Genomic DNA, 20,830 nt, shown 5'->3' on the forward strand with positions numbered 1-20,830 from the left:
CGATTTATCTATATTTGTATTATTCACATTGGCATTTATTATGACGCAGCAATATCAAGTTTTAGCTCGCAAATATCGTCCCAAAAACTTTCATGAATTGATCGGGCAGACGCATGTCTCGCAGGCACTGATTAATGCGATTGATTATAATCGTCTGCATCATGCTTATTTATTTACTGGCACACGCGGTGTGGGTAAGACGACGATTGCGCGTATTTTATCTAAATGCTTGAACTGTGATACAGGCATCACCAGTACGCCTTGCGGTGTATGTGATAATTGTGTCGCTATCGATCAAGGCCGCTTTATTGATCTGATTGAGATTGATGCAGCCTCGCGTACCAAAGTCGAAGACACACGTGAATTGTTAGACAATGTGCCTTATGCGCCCAGCCAAGGGCGTTATAAAGTCTATCTGATTGATGAAGTACACATGCTGTCTACACATAGCTTTAATGCGCTCCTCAAGACGTTAGAAGAGCCACCTGAGCACGTAAAGTTTTTGCTAGCGACGACCGATCCACAAAAGCTACCGATTACGATTATCTCGCGCTGCTTACAGTTCGTGCTGCGTCCGCTACCACAAGCATTGCTTAGTGAGCACTTAGCAAATATCTTAACTAAAGAGCAGGTTGGGTATACTCAGCCTGCCATTTGGCAACTGGCAAGCGCTGCCAAAGGCTCTGTGCGTGATGCTTTATCTTTGACCGATCAGGCCATTGCTTTTGGTCAAGGAGCACTGGATGATGCGACTGTCAATGCAATGCTTGGTCTCATTGATGCGGCCGACTTAGTACGCCTGATTACAGATGTTTATAATCATGATAAGTCTGCGGTCGCCACTCATATTGAGCAAATGCGCGCGCAAATGGTTGATGCGACTAGCATGTTTGATGGGCTGGCTGAGCTACTTCACCAGTTGGCATTGACCCAGCTGCTGCCTGAGGTTGCCCTCAATGTAAACGAGGCGCAGGCAAAAGATATTTATACGCTTGCCCAGCATATTAGCCCTGATGTCTTGCAACTGTATTATGAAATTGTGGTGCAAGCACGTGAAGGGGTCAAGCTTGCAAGTACACCGATGCAAGCGCTTGAGATGTGCATTTTGCGTTTGCTGGCCTTTCGTCCCTTGCCAGTCGATGAAGTACTAAGTAACACTTATGACAGTGAGGCATCTGCTACAAAAACACCAGTCATAGAGACGACTTCTTCGACGCTGCCCTCAACTGCGATGGCACATGAAGCGTCAGCACCATCACAAATTTATGACGTTGATTATCAGGCGCAACATCATGATGAGCGGCAAAGTGCCATTTATGATAATGACAATTTAGCACAGACAGCGACTCGTGCCATACCTGAACCCGTTGTTGAGCCTGAACCCGTTGTTGAGCCTGAACCCGTTGTTGAGCCTGAACCCGTTGTTGAGCCTGAACCCGTTGTTGAGCCTAGCGCAAATGATTCTCAATTAATATCATCAGCTGATGAAGATCCGCGCACATTACTACGCTGTCCACCTCAAGAGCTGACTGGTGAGTGGAACCCAGAAAAATGGGACTACTGGTTACAAACGGCTCGTGAAAGCGAGGTATTGGCACAAGATGAGCTAGCACTGGCACGTCAAGGTACGATGACTGGTCAATGTAATGGCCAAGCAATATTTTTGACCAGTGTTGATAGTAAGCATTTACAGGTCACTTTTCAGCAGTTAGCTACCAAGCTGCAACAACAGTTCATGCAAGCTAACATTGACTTAAAAATTGATAGTAGTATCATGCAGACCGAGGACAAAACCCCTGAGCATCGACAGAAAAAACGTCTGGAGCAAGCCAAAACAGTTGCCGAGATGAAATTACTAAAGACGCCAGTGATGCAGTATTTGACCGAGCGAGGTGAAGGAAAAATGGGCAAAGTGCAGCTGTATTAAGATTTTAGAGAGACTATGGTTAAAAATATCTAAAAAGCATACTTATATATTGGACGTGGTTTTATATAAAATATCAAGGTGATAATAATCTATCGCCTTGATATTTTTGTTTTTATTACGAGTCAAAATATATTTATCAAACAAGACAGAATCATTTAATAACGATAAGATGAATGTAGAGTCGTTATACTGGTTAAGTTATATTAAAAAATGAAATGACGTTTAGGTGAGAATATGTTGGATAATTTACGCGGTATGGCTGTGTTCGCCAGTGTGGTCGGACATGGTTCTTTTAGTGGATCAGCACGTGAGCTTGGTATTACAACCAGTGCAGTCAGTCAGCAAATTCGCTCGTTAGAAAATGAGCTTGGCGTGGTGTTGTTGCATCGATCAACTCGTAAGCTCAGCTTAACAGAGGCTGGCGAAAGCTTTTATGAAGCAGCAAAAGATGTGGTGAGTGCCGCTGAGCAAGGGCGAATCAAAGTCAATCAATTGCGTGACGAGCTAGCAGGCAGCTTACGCATATCGACGACCCCTGAGCTTGGTGTCAATCATATATTGCCAGCACTTTCTACGTGGATGGCAGCACACGATGATCTTAGTGTCACTTATCTGGCGGACAATCGTTATATCGACATGATTGATGAGCGCATCGATATCGCGATTCGTATGAGTCCGTCGATTAATGACTCTAGCCTCAGCAGTCATCCGTTGACTGATGTGCGCCAATTGTTGGTTGCTTCACCTCAGTACTTACGTCAACATAGTAAACTCAATACACCAAAAGACTTAGCCGATCATCAGCTAATCTGTATTGAAATTATGAAAGATGCCAATCAGATTGATATGGTGCAGACTGAAACTGGCAAAAAATCACGTACAAAGATGAACTCACGTATCTATACCAATAATGTGCTTATGGCGACTACCTTGGCTAAAGAAGGTCACGGTTTGATCAGAATGTTAGAAATGGATGTCAAAAAAGAGCTTGAGAGTGGAGAGCTAGTAGAAGTGCTGACTGGCTATCAGTTGCCTAGCTTTGTACTATATGCGGTTACTTTAAATCGCGATCAGCAACCCGCTAAAATCACTCGTTGTCTAGAAGTGCTGAAAAAATACTTTCATGTGAATTAAGTGTTGCTCTCACTACGCACGAAACTTTTTAGTTAGCAGTTAGCAGTTAGCAGTTAGCAGTTAGCAGTTAGCAGTTAGCAGTTAGCAGTTAGCAGTTAGCAGTTAGCAAAAAGCCTATAGATAATAAATCATCTATAGGCTTTTTTATTGTCTATTATTAAGATTACAGCATGCCTTAAAATGATGGCTTCAATAGATTAATTAAACGCTCAACAACCTGTGTGCTTTCATCACGGCTCATATTAAGCGGTGGTAGCAAACGGACAACATGACCACCCGTCACATTGATGATCAGCTTTTGCTCATCACGGGCACGATCCACCAGTTTGCTACAATCCATATCTTCAGGTAACGCGATGCCAATCATCATACCAGCACCGCGACTGCTAACGCCGTGCTGTCCCAGTGCATCGACCATACTGTTTCGGATAAACAACCCTTCAGTCACTGCGTTTTCCATGATATTGCTATTTGCTAGTACGTCATACACGCTATGTACCACACGACTGGCTAAAGGCGTGCCACCATAAGTGGAGCCATGACTACCAGCCCCAAACAAACCATTCGCACGGCCACGTACCATGCAGGCACCGACTGGGAAACCATTACCTAAGCCTTTCGCAGTCGTCAATACATCAGGGCGAGCATTACTGTGCTGATAAGCAAAGTATTTGCCAGTACGGCCATTGCCTGTCTGCACTTCATCCAGCATGAATAGCCAGTTATGAGCCTCACATTCTGCTTGTAGTTCTTCAAGGTAAATAAAGCCATTGGCTGCAGTATTGAGACCGCCCTCACCTTGGATTGGCTCTACAAAAATGGCGCAGATATCATCATGCTCTTGAGCAGCTTGTTTAACGGCAGCGATATCGCCAAATGGCACACGGATAAAGTCTTCATCTAGTGTATAGAAACCTTCACGTGCTTTTGGATTGGCAGTGGCCGATAGCGACAATAGCGTACGGCCGTGAAATGATTGCTCCATTACAATAACTTTTGGACGGGCAAAGCCTTGTTGGGACGCATACAAACGGGCAAGCTTCAATGCAGCTTCGTTTGCTTCAGCACCACTATTGGCAAAAAACACACTGTCCATTTGAGCGGCAGTACATAAGGATTCCCCAGCGCGTTCTTGCCAGTCAATACCAAACAAATTACTGGTATGCACCAAGGTGGCTGCCTGCTGTTGAATGGCTTCTGTCACTTGTGGGTGGCAGTGTCCCAAACCGCACACTGCGATACCAGTTAGGGCATCTAAGTAAGGCGTATCCTCTTTGGTATAGAGCCAACTGCCTGCACCGCGTGTAAAGCTGATAGGTTGACGACTATAAGTGGGCATCAGGTAAGTAGCAGACATGTAAAGCATCCTTGATATAATAAATGGAGTAAAAGGGTAGGTTATAGCTCGTCAGAGAAAGGTGTGGTTTCCGCCGGTAACGTGTAGTCTTCATTTGCCCACGCACCTAAGTCGATCAGTTTGCATTGGCTGCTACAGAATGGTTTATATTTATTGTCTTGCCATGCCGTCTGAGTGCCACAACGTGGACAAGGATAGGTCTTGGGAGAGGTGTTTTGGGTAGAGTCAGTCATAATAAAAGTGGGTGTATCCTGAATGTTATAGGTATCGGTGGCACACAACAGACGCATAAAATGCATTCATTCATTATCTAAATTATGATGAAACAAGCAGTACTTACGGTCGTTGTATTACTATTCAATGGGATTGACTATATAATAGCATGGGGCCGAATAATGACAAAAGACAAATGCTTTAAGGATAGTAAATGACCGATAATACTGAGCTCACGCATCAGCAAGAGCGTGCCTTTCAACCACAAAAACTGTCAGCACCACGTGATTTTTTTACGCCAAAAATAATCAGTGATAATAAAGATAACAAACCATTGGTGCTGGAGATTGGTGCAGGGAAGGGGAAGCATGCTCTTGGTTTTGCAATGCAAAATCCTGATAAACATCTGATAGCCATCGAGCGCACACGCAATAAATTTGAGGCTTTCTCAAAGCAGGCGACCTTGCAAAACGCATCGAACTTAGATGCGATTCATGCTGATGCCATCGCATGGACAGTGCATGCCATTAAACCAAACAGTTTGGCTAAAATTTTCATTCTTTATCCCAATCCTGAACAGCACAATCCAAATCAACAGTGGCTAAACATGCCTTTTTTTGAGTTTCTATTGTCACGCTTACAGATGGGCGGAGAAGTGATATTAGTGACCAACATCGAATCCTATATGGACAATGCAGAGCACCAAGCAACTAAAATATGGTGCCTGCCATCGACACGTTCTCGGGTGCCAGTCACTAGCCAGCGCACGCATTTTGAAGTGAAGTATCTGGCACGGCAAGAAGTATGCTGGGAGCTGAGCATTCGTAAGCCAAAATGGTATAAAACAAGATTTGATAATTGGCAGATTAACACCATAAGTGAAGATAAATAGCCTAAGTAATCTTAAGTATATATAAAGGAGACATAGACAAACCTTACGCAGACATTAATAACAAATATAAAATAGCCTAAGCAAATAAATTAAATCAATAAAAAGCCGTCACTAAAGGACGGCTCAAAAAATTGCACAATTTAAAGCGGTAAGTAAGGCTTAACCAAGTTATTAGAGTTGGTATACGCATCCAGAACGGTCAAAAAGGTATAGGCACCGATAAACTTGCGACTAATAAACATAAACTCTTTTGGTGGAAGGTTGAATTCAAAGGACTGCATAGCCCGAGTGGCTTCAGTTGATAAACGTGAATGCAACTTACTGTTCGCCCAAATATAACGGTTTTGCTCGTCCAAGCAACCATTAGGAATGTTGGTATTTTGCTCAGGATCACTAAAAGGTTCTGTAGCCAATAAAAATAACGAGGCAATATCAGAACGTACTTTATTACTCATACCATCGAAAAAATCATATCCCTGCATCGCAAGCGTCATTGCTTGGTGATCGTGACGGTATCCTGCGCGCAGTAGACCACGTGCAATCGTCAATAAGTTACCATCAAACTGGCGAATCGCGCCAAAATCTAGTAAGACTAACTTATCGATATCATCTTCGTTTTCGCTCACTCGCACTAAATAATTACCGAAGTTAGGGTCTGTCTGCATCTCACCCCATACAAAAATCTCTTGCATCATGATTTCGATGGCGGCTTGACCAATTGCATTGCGGCGCTCATGCGGCAAAAGTTGTAACGCATCCGAAACCACCGTGATACCTGGTTCGTATGACATGCACAACAAACGTTTTTTGGAATAAGTGCGGTTAATTTTAGGCACGATATAACGCGAATCATCGATTAAACGCTCATAAAAACGCTCTGTCGTATCGGCTTCCGCTTCATAATCAACTTCATGCTGGAGTAGGTCACGTATCTCTTCAAACCAAGCATCGAGTGCCCGTGTTTGCGGGACGATATTGCTGACTTTTAATAATCGCTTAAATAAGGCAAGATCAGAATTGATAGCATCTGCCACGCCTGGATACTGGATTTTTAAAACAACTTGTTCACCAGTTGCCAGTACGGTTGCACGGTGAACTTGAGCAAGAGAGGCCGTTCCAATAGGGACTTGATCAACATCAAGCTCAGCCAGTTTTTCACCCAATAATTGACGCAGTGTTTTTTCAATCGTGGGCCATGTCAGTGTCGCCGTGTCATCATTGAGCGTTTGCAAAGCACGCGTGATCTCTGGCGGCAAGATGTGCTCACCATAAATTGCAAGCATTTGACCAATCTTAACGACCGAACCCTTTAGTTTACCAAGCTCTGATGCAAGATAATTTGCCTGAGCTTCCATAAACGCTTGGTTGCGTGCGGTACGAGCTTCTTTGTTTAAAAACATGCCAGATACACTATTACCCGCCCAACGACGACCAATATTCAAGGAGGTTTTGGCAATCGACATACGGCGGTCAAACCCTGAGGTTTTTAGGCTATCGATTGATTGCTTGTTGCTAAAAGGTTTAGACGTATCATTTGCCATAAGTATAATCATTCATCCAATTGGTATTGATTTGTGGGTGCGAAACCTACAATACAAGGGAGTTGTGATGCACAGGTACAAAATTGTATCATATAAAGCGCATTGGTTTTATGAGCCTGAGCTGGCCATTGATAGTTACTTTGTAAGCTAATATCTAGGGTGTGTCATCAATTAGAACGTTTGTACATGACTATAGTCAGAGCACTCTAAAACCGAGAGATAAGTATCAAAACGGTCTCAAAAATAAGACCTAGCACGAAGCTAGGTCTTATAAAGCCATAAAGTACAAAAATATAATTAATCAAATATATTGAGCGAAACCTTCACGTTATCTAAGAGGTTACCCAATATCGCTTAGCGGCCTAAATATTTTCGCGAGCAATAGCATGATGACCAATATCGCGGCGATATTGCGCACCATCGAAACTAATAGCGGCAGTGACGGCAAGGGCTTCTTGTTGAGCATCAGAGATACTATCTGCTAGGGCAGTCACACATAATACACGGCCGCCGTTAGTGACCACTTCTTTGTCATGATGGTTAGAAAATGCCGTGCCAGCATGAAAGACTTTGACAGCATTGTCATTATTGGCATCTAACGCTGGCAAACCAGCAATCACATCGCCTTTTGAAGAGGTTTCAGGATAGCCTTTTGATGCAACGACGATACCAAGGGCAGGGCGGGCATCCCATTTGGCTTCACTAGGTAACTGTCCTGCTAGCCCTTGTGCAACCAAATCTACCATTGAGGACTGCAAGCGCATTAGGATAGGCTGCGTTTCTGGATCACCAAAACGGCAGTTGAACTCGATGACATAAGGATCGCCTGCTTTGTCAATCATGAGGCCAGCATACAAAAAGCCAGTATAAGGGTGACCTGCATCATTCATGGCATCAACCACAGGTTGAATCACTTGCTGCATGACTTTGTTGTGAACATCATTGGTCACGACTGGTGCAGGTGAGTATGCACCCATACCGCCGGTGTTCGGTCCTGTATCACCTTCAAAAGCACGTTTGTGGTCTTGGCTGGTTGCCATTGGTAGGATATTGTCACCATCAATCATACAAATAAAGCTGGCTTCTTCACCCTGCAAAAACTGCTCGATGACCACACGACTGCCAGCATCACCAAACTTATTGTCTGCTAGCATATCGTCGATGGCTTCGTGTGCTTGTTCGATGGTTTCAGCAACGATGACGCCTTTGCCCGCAGCAAGTCCATCCGCTTTGATAACGATTGGTGCGCCTTGTTCGTCGACATAGGCTTTGGCAGCGACTGCGTCTGTAAAACCTTGATAAGCAGCGGTTGGAATGTTGTTCTGTTCCATGAATTCTTTGGCAAAAGTTTTTGAGCCCTCTAATTGGGCACAGTACGCTGTTGGGCCCCATGCTTTGATGCCAGCATCACGACAAGCATCAACGATGCCCGTGACCAAAGGGGCTTCTGGGCCAACAATAACCATATCAATGTCATTTTTTTGACAAAACACGATAACGGGACTATGCTCGCCTGCATCTGTGTCAGCAGGCGTCAGATTAACGTTTTGGCATTTGGGCTCAAGGGCAGTGCCCGCATTGCCAGGAGCGATGTAAACATTTTTTACATTGTCGTCTTTTGCACATTGCCATGCCAACGCGTGTTCACGACCACCTGAGCCAACCACCAAAATATTCATCATACCTTTTGCCCTTAGCATTAAAGTTAATAGTGAGCGAGTCGTCCGCTCTTAAATATATTGGCATATTCTAACAAAAAAACGCCATTGATTACTATGAGTATCCGCCTGCCAGCACCGAATCGTCAATATCAGTGTCTTAAATGCGATTGTCTCATTAGTAAAGGTTATCGACACATCGCTGATTCATGAAATGATGTTGTACACTTTAGCTCGCGCCTTAGGTGCGTTACACTTCACTATATTTTTAGTATTAAATTCTGATGGCTAGATATTCATAAAAAGTAAGAGCAAAAAAGGAGTAAGTTTCTAACAGTCATAAAAATAAAATCAGTCGCATGAATAATACACTGCACCATTGCAGCAAAGATAAATGTGCAATGCCAGCAGTCAATACGAATCAATAATCCCAAATAAATAAATGTTAAATCAAATCTATATAAAGGACGCAAGAAATGCCAAATTCTCTCAGTATCGCCACAGAGCGCATCAGCCAAATAAGCGATATTGCTACCAGTTATGTACAAAAAGACAAATCGTTATTTGATCATTTTATCCATAGCTATTATCAGCCACTGCATCAAGAGACCGCAGAGGCGATTAGTAATGCTGACTTGGCGGGCATGGCGCTACATCACTTTACACTGCTCAAAGCCTACGATGGCAGTAAACCACAGTTAACGGTACTAAATCCCGCCGCAGAAGAGCAACATTTTCATAGCTCACATACCGTCATCCAAATCGCAGCTTATGATAGACCATTCTTAGTTGATACGATTTTGATGAGCCTTGAGGCTGAAGGTATCGATGTGCATCGTACTTACAACATCATTATCAGTGTTGAGCGTGATGATGACGGCCAGATTACCCATATCGAAGGCGCACATGAAAGTGCGACTTCTCATATGTCATTGATTCATTGTGAGATTGCTTACCAAGACAACGAAGACTTGGAAGCACTGCAACAAATGCTTATGTCTAAAATTGACACCCTTGATACCGTCGTTGGTGACTGGAAGCAGATGCGGGCACAGCTAAACGATATCAAAACTGAGCTTTCTACCAAGCCATTACCAGAAGTGTTTTATTCACAGCAAGAAATCCAAGCATTTTTAGATTGGATCTTAGATGATCATTTTATATTCTTGGGTTATCGTGAATACCGCTTAGAAGGTGGTCAGTCTATCGAAGTCACTTCTCAACCTGCTGACTTAGATCTATTTGCCATTGGTAATAGCGGTCTTGGTCTGCTACGTGGCTCTGAACAGGACAAGCTATCAGAAAGCTTTAGTCAATTGCCTAAAGAGTTAAAGCAACTATTGACTGAGCCACGCGTGTTGATGCTGTCTAAATCAAGCCGTGTCTCACCTGTCCATCGCTCAGTATATATGGACTTTTTGGGTATTCATAAGTTTGACGACAACGGTAACTTGATTGGTGAATATCGCTTTATCGGTTTGCTCACGTCACAAGCCTATCAGCTGACTGTACAGCAAATACCGCTATTACGCGAAAAAGCCAATAAAATTATGGCCATGGCAGATTTGCCACGTGACGGTCATGCTCACCATAAAATGATGCATGTGATTAATACGTTACCGCGTGATGACCTGTTTCAAGCCAGCGTTGAAGAGCTATACCCAATTGTCTCGGGTATCACTCAGCTACAAGATAAGAAGAGCCTGCGTCTGTTCAGCCGTATCGACCATTACCAGCGTTTTGTTTCGTGCTTGGTCTATATCCCGCGTGACAAGTTCAACACTGAGCTTCGCATCAAAGTACAAAATGTCCTAAAAGACGCCTATAACGGTATGTCGTCCGGCTTTACCACAGAGTTCAACGAATCTGCTCATGCACGCGTGCACGTCCATGTACGTACCGTGCCAGGTCAAGTGAATGACGTCAATATCGCAACCCTTGAAGATAAATTATCAGCACTCATGCAGTCATGGGATGATAATTATCAAAAAATGCTGCTCGACAATGTGGGTGAGCAACAAGCCAATGCCCTAAATCGTCGCTTTTTGGATTACATTCCTGCTGCCTACCAAGAGCGTTTTGACGCACGTACTGCCGTCGAAGACACTAAGCGTTTGGCGGGACTGACTGCAGAGCAACCGATGCTTTGGCATTTATACCAGTCGACAGGCGATGCAAGTAATCAGCTCCACCTAAAGCTATACGGTCGCGAACAGCCTGTTATCTTGTCAAAAGTGCTACCAATACTTGAAAACTTTGGGGTATCGGTTATTTCAGCACAGACTTATGAGTTTGATTTGCCAGAGCAGCCTATTTGGATGCAAGAGTATGAGCTGACGCTAGAGCATGTCGATACTGTCAATATGCAAGTAGTACGTGGTCAGTTTGAAGACAGCCTAAAGCAAATTTGGGCGGGTCGTGTTGAAAGCGATTCATTCAATGAGCTAGTATTGATCACCAAGCTTGATACTTATGATGTGGTTGTGCTGCGTGCATTGTCTCGCTATATGTTGCAAGCACGTGCGCCATTCTCTGGTGCTTATATTCAACAAACCGTGGTCAAAAATAGCGATATCAGTGTGGCACTCGGCAGTCTATTTGATGCGCGCATGAATCCTAAGTATAGCCTCGATACCCGTCAAGAAAAAACTGCTCAGATTCAAGCGAAAATCACCGCTGCACTAGCAGACGTGGATAGCCTAGATGAAGATCGTATCTTGCGCTGGTACTTAGATTTGATCAATGCGATGGTGCGTACGAACTTCTATCAAACTGACAGCAATGGTCAGCGTAAAGATCGTTTGTCGTTTAAATTCTTGGCGGCAGACATTCCAAACTTACCTAAACCAAAGCCAATGTTTGAGATATTTGTGTATTCACCGCGCGTCGAAGCGGTGCATTTACGTGGTGGCAAAGTCGCCCGTGGTGGTCTGCGTTGGTCAGATCGTATGGAAGATTTCCGTACCGAAGTACTGGGCCTCGTCAAAGCACAGATGGTCAAAAACGCAGTAATCGTCCCTGTTGGCTCTAAGGGCGGTTTTATTGTGAAGACCAAAAGCATGTCTGATGGCCGTGAAGCATTCCAAGCAGAAGGTATCGCCTGCTACCAGACATTCCTGCGCGGTATGCTCGATGTCACGGACAATATTGTAGACGGCGTGATTGTCCCGCCAGCCAACACGGTGAGACATGATGAAGACGATCCATACTTGGTTGTCGCAGCCGATAAAGGTACGGCTACCTTCTCTGACATCGCCAATGCGCTTGCAGCAGAGTACAACTTTTGGCTCGATGATGCCTTTGCATCAGGTGGCTCAGTAGGGTACGACCATAAAGCGATGGGCATTACCGCACGTGGTGGTTGGGAGTCGGTTAAACGTCACTTCCGTATGCGCGGCATGGACATCCAAAACCGTGATGACTTCACCGTTGTCGGTATTGGTGACATGAGTGGGGATGTATTCGGTAATGGTATGCTGCTATCAACGCATACGAAACTGGTCGCTGCCTTTAACCATCTGCATATCTTCATTGATCCTAATCCAGACACGGCGGCCTCTTATGCTGAGCGTGCACGCTTGTTTGAATTGCCACGCTCATCGTGGGCAGATTATGAAGCAGCATTAATCAGCCAAGGTGGTGGCATCTTCTCGCGCCAAGATAAGAGCATCGCTATCAGTGCAGAGATGAAAGAAATTTTTGATATCCATGAAGATAGCCTAGCACCTAATGAATTAATCAGCGCCTTACTAAAATCGCCTGTTGATCTCATCTGGAATGGCGGTATCGGCACGTATGTCAAAAGCGCTAACGAAACTCATGCTGACGTGGGTGACCGTGCAAATGATGCGCTACGTATCAATGGTAACGAGCTTCGTACGGCTATCGTTGGCGAAGGTGGTAACTTGGGCTTTACTCAGCAAGGACGTATCGAGTATGCACAAACAGGCGGCCGTATTTATACGGATGCGATTGATAACTCAGGCGGTGTGAACTGCTCAGATCATGAAGTCAATATCAAAATCCTACTTGGCAAAGTGGTCGAGCAAGGCGATATGACGTTGAAACAGCGTAATGAGTTGCTTGAGAGCATGACGGATACCGTGTCAGAATTGGTACTGCGTCAAAACTACTTGCAACCACAAGCCATCGAATTGAGCCACATTCGAGCAGCAGCCAACCTGAGCGATCATCAGCGCTTTATTCAGATGCTAGAAGGTGAAGGGCGTCTGGATCGTGCGATTGAGTATCTACCATCAGACGAAGAGATTGCGAAGCGTCAAAAAGCAGATACAGGCCTGACCAATCCTGAACTGGCAGTGGTCTTGGCTTATGGAAAAATGTGGGTCTATGACAATTTACTACTGTCTGATTTACCAGATGATCCGTACTTTATCAATGAGCTGCGTAAATACTTCCCAGACGAATTGGCGTCACGTTTCTTTGATGAGATGACTGAGCATCGCTTGCATCGCGAGATCATCAGTACTTACCTGACCAACAGTGTGGTCAACCGCTTAGGCATTGAAGCACTATTCCGTCTCTTTGAGGAAACCGATCAATCATTGGCCACCATCGTACGTGGTTATGCGATTAGCCGTGATGTATTCAATGTATCACGCGCTTGGAAAGCACTTGAAGCATTAGACAATCAGGTTGACGCGACATTACTGCTAAACCTTGAGCTGCGTCTACGTGATTCACTTGAGCGCGGTGTGGTCTGGTTTATCAATGCCTTTGGTCAAAACTTGCAAGTCGCTGATATGATTAGCCGCTTCAGTGATAGTGTTGAAAAACTCACCAAGCCAAGTGGCTTTATTGAGCAGCAGTTTGCACAGTATCTGCAAGAAGATACCTCTCGTTTGATGCAAAAAGATCTGTCTGATAATGACGCTACGCTATTTGCAATGCTACCGTATCATGTCGATGCGCTTGATGCCGCGTTGCTGGCAGAGCAATATGAGCGTCCTGTCGATGAGATTGCCACGCTATACTTTGAAGCCTATCAAGTATTGCAGTTGGACTGGATGATGGACAATATCGCAACATTGCCACAGCAAGATTATTGGGATCGCCGTGCACGCCACGCCCTAGTAAATGAGCTATCACGCAGCTTGCGCCTATTGATGGATGCGGTACTCTCAAAACCAGATGCTAAGCAAGCATTTAGTGAGTGGAGAGCCAGACACCTCGACCAACTGGCCGCAGTGACAGCTGAGATGGATAAGCTAAATGATCTTTATAGCAACGATGAAGATAATCAAATCGGCCTCTCAACGTTGTCAGTATTGATGAGTGAGCTTAGTGGCCTCGTCACTAAATAGCTAGCAATGACATAATTAATAGCCAACAAAAAACCACCGTCCTTAATGTTCGGTGGTTTTTTATTGTCTAAACGCCGTAGTTAAATGAAAAACAGCCCGCTGACTGGCTTAATTTATGACGCTTTTTCGCCTAGCACTTTCTGACATCCTTGACCACTGATTTGGCTAAAGCCGCCAGAGAGTTTTTCAACCTTAATTTGGGTTAATATGCGGTCTTTTAGTGCCTGCACATGGGATATCACCCCGATTAATTTACCTTCTTGCTGCAAATTGGTCAGCGTATCAAGCGCAATATCTAAGGATTCTTCATCCAATGTACCAAACCCTTCATCCAAAAATAGCGAATCTACGCGTATATTTTGACTGGCCATCTGTGAGAGACCTAATGCCAAGGCCAGACTAATGATAAACCCTTCACCACCTGAGAGATTTTTGGTGCTGCGAATTTCGCCACCTTGATAATTATCAATCACATTCAGCTCAAGTGGACTGTCGTCATCACGGGTGAGCAGATAGCGATCGCTCATTTTTTGCAATTTCGTATTGGCGTGAGTGACCATGAGGTCAAAGGTAAGTCCTTGAGCAAAGGTGCGGTACTTCTTGCCATCGGACGAGCCAATCAATTTGTGCAGCTGTTGCCAAACTTGCAACTTGTCTTTTTGAGCGTTGATGGCATCCATCTGTTCCTGCTGGGTGTTTTTCTTATCTTCATTATCTTTTAGACGCTGACTGACTGCGCCAATTAATTCAATTCGTTTATTAGACTCATCTTGGGCTTGCGACTGCTGTTGGGTAAGCGTTTCTTTATCATCTGTTGTCAGTGGATTGGCTTGTTTATCCGCCAGTGTTTTTTGTGTTGCATCCAATAAAGACTGCGCTTGCTTTAGCACGTAACCAATATGTTCTTGCTGCTGCTTGAGTGCATTGCGTTCATCGATGGGCAGGCGTGCCTTAGTAAAATCTATTTCATCAGCGAAATCAGAGGCGGCAAGCGCTGACTTAAAGGTATTTTCTTGGCTGCTAAGCGTACTAGTCACCGTGTTTAATTGTTCACTCAAACGTCGCTGTGTGTCAAGCAATTGACTAAGTGTGTGCTCAGCATTGTCCAGCTGCCTTTGTGCAGAGGTCTGGCCAATTTGGGCTTGCTCCAGCTCATCACGTAATCGACGTTCCTCCGATTCAGGCTCTTTGTTAGCAAAAACACGCTCTCTGTCTGTTCGTAATTTCTCAATCGCCTCAGTTCTTTTTGCCACGAGTTGAACCAGTTTACCAAGCTCACTTTCTTCTTTATCGAGCTGAGACTGCTTGGTCTCGATTTGTGTTTCTAGGCGACCCAGTGCGGTTATGAGCGTTTGCTGCTGCTCTTTATAGTTATTAAACTCGTTTTTTATGGTCGTAAACGCAGCATGCTGCTGACGCAATGTATTGATATGAGTATGGTAATCCACCTCGTTTAGTATGACTTGGTTTTCAATACTGGCTATCAGCGGTTGTAATGAGTGCAGTGAAGATCGTATCGCCGTTTTTGCGTCTGACTGATGTTTGCCAGCGGAATATTTATTTAACAGCGTTAATATCTCGGCCTTAAGTACAGTCAATTCAGAAAAATTATCATGATATTTTTTGTCTAAGTTTTCTATCGTCCATGCTATTTTTTCACTATTGCTCTCAATCTCATTGATAGTGCTTGCCAGCTCACGCCGCTCTTTGTCTAACGCTTCGATGTCATTACGTATCGTAGAGAGTGATTCGCTAAGCGATTCGTAGTGAGATAACGCATTTTTAAGAGACTCTCTACGTTCACCTAGCGCATTTTTGATACTGCCTAATAATGACAACGCATCGTTATGTGTATCAATCTGCATCAACGGTTTTAATATTTCAGCGATAAATTGAGAATAACCTTTATTGATTAATAAACTGATAAGCTGGTCGATATCTGTCTTTAATTTTTGTATTTGGTGATTCAGTAGGCCTTGTTGCTCTTCCTGTTGCGCAAACTGCTGTTGTGTTTTTGCCTGAGTAATACGATGTTTAGAGAGAGTATCTTCTAAATCGGCTATAGTCGTATCCAGCTCTGCTATTTGCCGCTGAGTTTGCGTTGCTTCCGTTTCTTGCGCTAAGTGCGGATGATTTGCACTATAAGGATGCTCAAGCGATCCACACAGCGGGCAGGGGTGACCGTCTTTTAGATCAGCGATATGGTTTTCTAAGGTGGCGACTTTTTGTAGTAAATGCAGCTGGGTTTGTTTGTCTTGCCGCTTGTCTTTAGCAGCGTTGATGGCCAATTCACTATCAGTGATTAAGCCTGCCCGCTTCGTGAGGTCGTTACTTATTACTGGCAAGACCGCTTCTACTTTCTCTACTTGTACGCTAAGCTCCTTGAGCTGTTTTGTCTTAACACTCGCCTGGTCAAGCTGACGGTTGATTTCATCAATCTGCTCTTGCTCATCTCGCATATCAGCCAATGATTGCACTTGAATAAATGCTGATTGCTCTCGTTGTAAAGCGGCCAATTTATCTTGCATCGTTGCTATAGCAGTATCTTTCACCTTTTGTTGTTGATTTAAGGCGTCAAAATTGGTGTGATACTGGTTGAGCTGTTGCTGTTGGCTTGTTTTATCATCTGATAGGGCAGTATTCTCTTGCAGCAGTGCTTTTAGGTTCTTGCAATGACGTTCAAACCTGTCAATATCGCTGTCGATGTTGCTGAGTTCGTTATTATTTGTGAGATAGTACTCAACATCTGCTAACTGATTTTGATTGTGCGCAGCCTGTTGTGTATGGCCATCTATCTCTTTGCTTAAATGCTGGGTGCTGCTCGTTAGGGTTTGTTGCCTTTGCTCAGTTTCTTTTAAAGCATGTGTATGCTGCGCAATGTCTGTATCCAACTGGCGCGCCTGCGCAATATTAGGTAGAGCAGATTGCAATGATTCGTGGGCAGCTTGTTGACGAGTTTTTGCTGTCTCTAGATGTGTGGTCGCTTGCTCTAAGTCATCTTGTTTTTTCGGTAGGATGCTGCTTATTTTCTGCTGCTCACCTTGCAAATGTTTTAGATTGTCGCGGCTATGAGCCAGCTGGCTGAATTGACTGTCAATCTCCAATGCTTTATTAGCAGCGGTTAAGCGTTTGGCACTAGGGATAAAGTCTTGCTGCGCTTGCTGAGCCTGCACCAAGTCACTTTGATAAGTATTCAGTTTTTCTTTTAACTCTGTAACGCTATCTAGCCATTGAATCTTTTCGGCCAAATCTTGAATGGTCTGCTGCTGTGCGCTTTGAGCACTTTGATATGACTGTAAATCGGCTTTTAACTGATTTTCTTCATCGGTATCTAGCAGCATCAAGCCATCTAAACCGTATTGCAGCTTACTGAGAATTTCTTCCTCAGTGCGTTTTTTATTATGGACATGTGCTGAGATGGTCGCGTAAATATCAGTGCCAGTTATTTTTTCTAAAATATCTGCGCGTTCATCAGCTTTTGCCTTTAGAAATGCAGAAAAACTGCCCTGAGCCAGCAATATAGAGCGAGTGAATTGCTGAAAATCCATTCGAGTCAGTTCAATGATTTTATTTTTGGTATGTTTTAAGGTGCTCTCTAGCAGCTCATCCTCTTTTGACGAGTCATCAGCGTTTATTTTAGCAATTTCGTGAGTGGCATCTTGTAGATTGCCATCCGCTTTATTGTAAGCACGGCGCTGTCCCCAGCGGCAACGATACTGCTCGCCATTCAAATCAATGACCACTTCAGCAAAGCATTCTGCCGTCTGCCGCGTCATCACCTCATTGCTGCTCTTACTGATACTATTGATCCTTGGCGTCTCACCATATAACGCCAAACAAATGGCATCCAATATGGTCGTCTTGCCAGCACCAGTCTGTCCTGTGATCGCAAAGATGCCTTCATTGGTAAAGGCAGTATCAGCAAAATCAATATGCCATTCACCCTTTAGGGAGTTGAGGTTTTTTAGTCTGAGTTCGATTAGGCGCATGGATAAGTCTTAATGTTAGTAATCGCCGCAACTGCGAAAAATTGAGAAAGATAAGGAGAAAAAAATAAGGAGAAGTGGTCATGATATATAACCTATATCACTCTGCCTGTTTGTCTTCATGACGTAAGTTATAAAGTATCTGACCATAGGCATCGCGCAATGAGTCTTTTTGCGAATCGGGTATGTCGTTTATCGTCAAGCAACGCTCAAACACTTCCATTTCATTTAAGTCCTGCAAGTTCTCGGAAGTCTGCTGCTGATTGAGGACTTTATTATAGGAGCTAGCATTTTTTGTTATCAGCACTTCAAGCGACAAGTTTTCTACCATCTCATTAACTTGTTCTTTTAGTCCACTTATAATCTCATTTCCAGTATAAACAACCTCTAACCAAATGGACTCAGTTGGATCAATAGATTTAATGGTTTTTTCAATCGTGGTGAGGTCACCAGATATTTGCGCCAGTTGCTGAAATTTTGGAATGGACAGGGAGATGACTTGCATCTGATTAGCATCATCGCGGTGTAGGATTTTAGTGGTAGTGGTGGCATCAGTCGGCAGTGATTGAATGCTTTCATTTTGTTGATCCAGCGTATTTTCTATGGCAGTAGATTGTGCTACCTCTTCATCTTCTGATGGCTCATCAAAACCAAACAAGTCATCCATAAAAGGCGTTGCCTGATCTGTTACTTTTTTAGCGGTTTTTTCTACTGGCTGTTCAAGCTTGGCCGTTTTAACATGAGAGGTTGTATTGATAAGCTGAGAGGTATCACTATCAGGTGCGATGTTTAGCCCTGAGACTTCGTTCTCAAAATGTTCTGCGCCGCCAAACTGTACCAGTAATACTTGTTTTTGTTGTTTGGCTTCCCCAAACCCCATCGCGATGGGTGAGCCTGAATAGCGAATATGCTCACGACCACCGACCCGCTGCGGTACGTGCAAATGACCAAGTGCGACATAATCAAAACAGTCATCAAACATACTTGCTGATATTTGACCTAGGTTGCCCACATAAAGATCGCGAACACCATCATCCTCCGTTGTTTTACTATCAAGAGCGAATAAGTGACCTGTCGCAATGATAGGGATGTAGCGCTGATGTGTTTCGATTAAGTCGACTTGCTTAGCTTTTGCGATGTCTGCGACGGTATCATAGTGCTTGCAAATACCAGAAATAACATTGGCGTCTTTGGTTTGACCTGACTCGCCAGCGCTACTGCTACGCACATCCCGATCGCGCAGATAAGGCACAGCGGCGATAATGCAATGAGGATTGTTGTCGTCATCACCCAAGACTAATACTTCATCATTCAAATCATCACAAGCCGTGCCAATCACATGAACGTTTAAGAACTTAAGCACCTGACTGGGTGCATCCAAAAATGTCGGGGAGTCGTGATTGCCTGCGACTATCACCACATGCTGACAGCATGAGCGTGAGACCTTACCCAAAAATTCATAATACAGCGCTTGGGCTTTATTACTTGGCGTCATGGTATCGAAAATATCACCAGCGACGATTAATATATCTACCTTCTGTGCGCTAATAGTGTCTTGTAACCACTGCAAAAACGACTCAAACTCTTCATAACGAAGGCGTCCATATAGACGTCGCCCCAAATGCCAGTCTGAAGTATGGAGTATGGTTAAGGGTTTGGTAACAGATACAGGCATAATTGAACTTCGTGATAGATAAAAGACAGCGATTATTCTAGCAAGAATTGGTGGGGTTTGCTTTGCTATAAACTTACCAGTAAAGCAAAGTAGATAAGAATGAGTAGTGACATTGAGCCACAATCTAAATGATGACACGCCCTAGAGTATGATAAAATTTTAATGACTGATATTTCTTATAGCAGGAATGATGGAGATGAAAGTCAAACAGCATTGCTTAACCGCAAACGTATTAACAAAGCATTCATCAGTAATATAAAAATTATTAATAAGGGTACGTTATGTCGTTTATCAGATTATGCACATTGGCTTTAATTGCCACTTCTTCTTTGGCTGCTTGTAGCAGTTATGAGCAAGCAAGTATGAATAATAAAATCAGTGTGAGTCAAATGAAAGATAGCAACACATTTATCCATTCGATTAAACCGAGTCATTCTGACGCAATCATTGGTCAGGTGACTGGTATCATCTTGCAAAACAGAGAGCAGCAAGAAGTCACTATCGTGGCGCAGGATGGACAGACTTATATAGCTGACATTAGTGAAGCCAATTTTGGTCAGAAAAACGCCCATCAAATACAACAATTAGCTATAGGCGATTATGTTGAAGTGATGGGAGATCTATCACAGGTAGATAGTAAGCGCCAAATTACTGTCCAAGCAATGCCTTATGTTTTACGCAAAATCATCATCGCTGACCATCAAGTAGACTGTGTCGGTGTTGCGCTGCAATCATGCTTACTAACTAAGCCTGCTGAACAAGCCAACTCAGACTGGCAGTATCTATATAGTGGTATAGAAGGTTTTGATTTTGAACCTAACTATGAATACACCTTACTCATCAAGAATACACCTATTAGCAATCCGCTTGCTGACGCATCCTCAATTGATAGTAAATTGATAAAAGTCATTGAGAAAAAAAAGACCAAATAATAATTCATCATTATTAAAAACGAATAGCTCATGAAAGATCAATAGCGTTATATGAAAAACCCCTGCCAATGTACTGACGGGGGGTTTTGTTTTTGAAGACAACCTTAATCAACAATCAACTGCTCCAAATCTTGCTCTTGCTGCGTTGCAAGGTTTATGGCTATTGCATTTAATAATATAAATGTCTCTAC

The 20,830-nt window shown here is 43.7% G+C and carries 11 protein-coding genes; 5 read left to right on the forward strand and 6 right to left on the reverse strand.

Going from position 1 to position 20,830, the window contains the following annotated elements; genetic code table 11:
• The first annotated feature begins 40 nt into the window (after window positions 1-40).
• On the forward strand, window positions 41-1,927 hold the full coding sequence (gene dnaX, locus QL982_RS03940) for a DNA polymerase III subunit gamma/tau (RefSeq protein ID WP_290190172.1): 1,887 nt from the start codon (window positions 41-43) through the stop codon (window positions 1,925-1,927).
• 234 nt (window positions 1,928-2,161) lie between these two features.
• Window positions 2,162-3,061, forward strand: a complete 900-nt coding sequence (locus QL982_RS03945; protein ID WP_290165948.1) for a LysR family transcriptional regulator — start codon at window positions 2,162-2,164, stop codon at window positions 3,059-3,061.
• Window positions 3,062-3,236: 175 nt separating this feature from the next.
• On the opposite strand, the gene QL982_RS03950 is transcribed toward QL982_RS03945, so the two are convergent.
• Together QL982_RS03950 and QL982_RS03955 are read right to left on the reverse strand one after the other, a co-directional pair.
• Window positions 3,237-4,418, reverse strand: coding sequence for an aspartate aminotransferase family protein (locus QL982_RS03950; RefSeq protein WP_290165949.1), 1,182 nt, complete (start codon window positions 4,416-4,418; stop codon window positions 3,237-3,239).
• 41 nt (window positions 4,419-4,459) lie between these two features.
• Window positions 4,460-4,651 (reverse strand): DNA gyrase inhibitor YacG, encoded by a 192-nt coding sequence (locus QL982_RS03955; protein WP_290165953.1) that lies wholly within the window; start codon window positions 4,649-4,651, stop codon window positions 4,460-4,462.
• A gap of 194 nt (window positions 4,652-4,845) precedes the next feature.
• Between QL982_RS03955 and QL982_RS03960 the strand changes: the two genes are divergently transcribed.
• Entirely contained in the window at window positions 4,846-5,523 is a 678-nt protein-coding gene (locus tag QL982_RS03960) for a DUF938 domain-containing protein (protein ID WP_290165951.1), read from the forward strand.
• Between the two features lie 140 nt (window positions 5,524-5,663).
• On the opposite strand, the gene QL982_RS03965 is transcribed toward QL982_RS03960, so the two are convergent.
• Together QL982_RS03965 and purD are read right to left on the reverse strand one after the other, a co-directional pair.
• Window positions 5,664-7,064, reverse strand: coding sequence for an AarF/ABC1/UbiB kinase family protein (locus QL982_RS03965; RefSeq protein ID WP_290164723.1), 1,401 nt, complete (start codon window positions 7,062-7,064; stop codon window positions 5,664-5,666).
• Between the two features lie 362 nt (window positions 7,065-7,426).
• Window positions 7,427-8,743: a phosphoribosylamine--glycine ligase gene (purD, locus tag QL982_RS03970; RefSeq protein WP_290164724.1), complete on the reverse strand. Its 1,317-nt coding sequence runs from the start codon at window positions 8,741-8,743 to the stop codon at window positions 7,427-7,429.
• A gap of 455 nt (window positions 8,744-9,198) precedes the next feature.
• Here purD and QL982_RS03975 point away from each other — a divergent pair, with 455 nt between their 5' ends.
• On the forward strand, window positions 9,199-14,046 hold the full coding sequence (locus QL982_RS03975) for an NAD-glutamate dehydrogenase (protein WP_290164722.1): 4,848 nt from the start codon (window positions 9,199-9,201) through the stop codon (window positions 14,044-14,046).
• 113 nt (window positions 14,047-14,159) lie between these two features.
• Here the strand turns inward: QL982_RS03975 and QL982_RS03980 are convergent, their stop codons facing one another.
• Together QL982_RS03980 and QL982_RS03985 are read right to left on the reverse strand one after the other, a co-directional pair.
• Window positions 14,160-18,035, reverse strand: coding sequence for an AAA family ATPase (locus QL982_RS03980; protein ID WP_290164721.1), 3,876 nt, complete (start codon window positions 18,033-18,035; stop codon window positions 14,160-14,162).
• A 97-nt stretch (window positions 18,036-18,132) separates the two neighbouring features.
• On the reverse strand, window positions 18,133-19,707 hold the full coding sequence (locus QL982_RS03985; RefSeq protein WP_290164720.1) for an exonuclease SbcCD subunit D C-terminal domain-containing protein: 1,575 nt from the start codon (window positions 19,705-19,707) through the stop codon (window positions 18,133-18,135).
• Window positions 19,708-19,988: 281 nt separating this feature from the next.
• Between QL982_RS03985 and QL982_RS03990 the strand changes: the two genes are divergently transcribed.
• Entirely contained in the window at window positions 19,989-20,639 is a 651-nt protein-coding gene (locus tag QL982_RS03990; protein ID WP_290164719.1) for a DUF4377 domain-containing protein, read from the forward strand.
• Window positions 20,640-20,830: the final 191 nt, after the last annotated feature.

The sequence above is a fragment of the Psychrobacter sp. 5A.1 genome, assembly GCF_030407455.1.
Taxonomy (GTDB): Bacteria; Pseudomonadota; Gammaproteobacteria; order Pseudomonadales; family Moraxellaceae; genus Psychrobacter.

Bases quoted from the DNA above. Each gene is read 5' to 3' on its own strand.
- dnaX (WP_290190172.1), top strand. From the start codon at position 41: ATGACGCAGCAATATCAAGTTTTAGCTCGCAAATATCGTCCCAAAAAC.
- QL982_RS03945 (WP_290165948.1), top strand. From the start codon at position 2,162: ATGTTGGATAATTTACGCGGTATGGCTGTGTTCGCCAGTGTGGTCGGA.
- QL982_RS03950 (WP_290165949.1), bottom strand. From the start codon at position 4,418: ATGTCTGCTACTTACCTGATGCCCACTTATAGTCGTCAACCTATCAGC.
- QL982_RS03955 (WP_290165953.1), bottom strand. From the start codon at position 4,651: ATGACTGACTCTACCCAAAACACCTCTCCCAAGACCTATCCTTGTCCA.
- QL982_RS03960 (WP_290165951.1), top strand. From the start codon at position 4,846: ATGACCGATAATACTGAGCTCACGCATCAGCAAGAGCGTGCCTTTCAA.
- QL982_RS03965 (WP_290164723.1), bottom strand. From the start codon at position 7,064: ATGGCAAATGATACGTCTAAACCTTTTAGCAACAAGCAATCAATCGAT.
- purD (WP_290164724.1), bottom strand. From the start codon at position 8,743: ATGAATATTTTGGTGGTTGGCTCAGGTGGTCGTGAACACGCGTTGGCA.
- QL982_RS03975 (WP_290164722.1), top strand. From the start codon at position 9,199: ATGCCAAATTCTCTCAGTATCGCCACAGAGCGCATCAGCCAAATAAGC.
- QL982_RS03980 (WP_290164721.1), bottom strand. From the start codon at position 18,035: ATGCGCCTAATCGAACTCAGACTAAAAAACCTCAACTCCCTAAAGGGT.
- QL982_RS03985 (WP_290164720.1), bottom strand. From the start codon at position 19,707: ATGCCTGTATCTGTTACCAAACCCTTAACCATACTCCATACTTCAGAC.
- QL982_RS03990 (WP_290164719.1), top strand. From the start codon at position 19,989: ATGTCGTTTATCAGATTATGCACATTGGCTTTAATTGCCACTTCTTCT.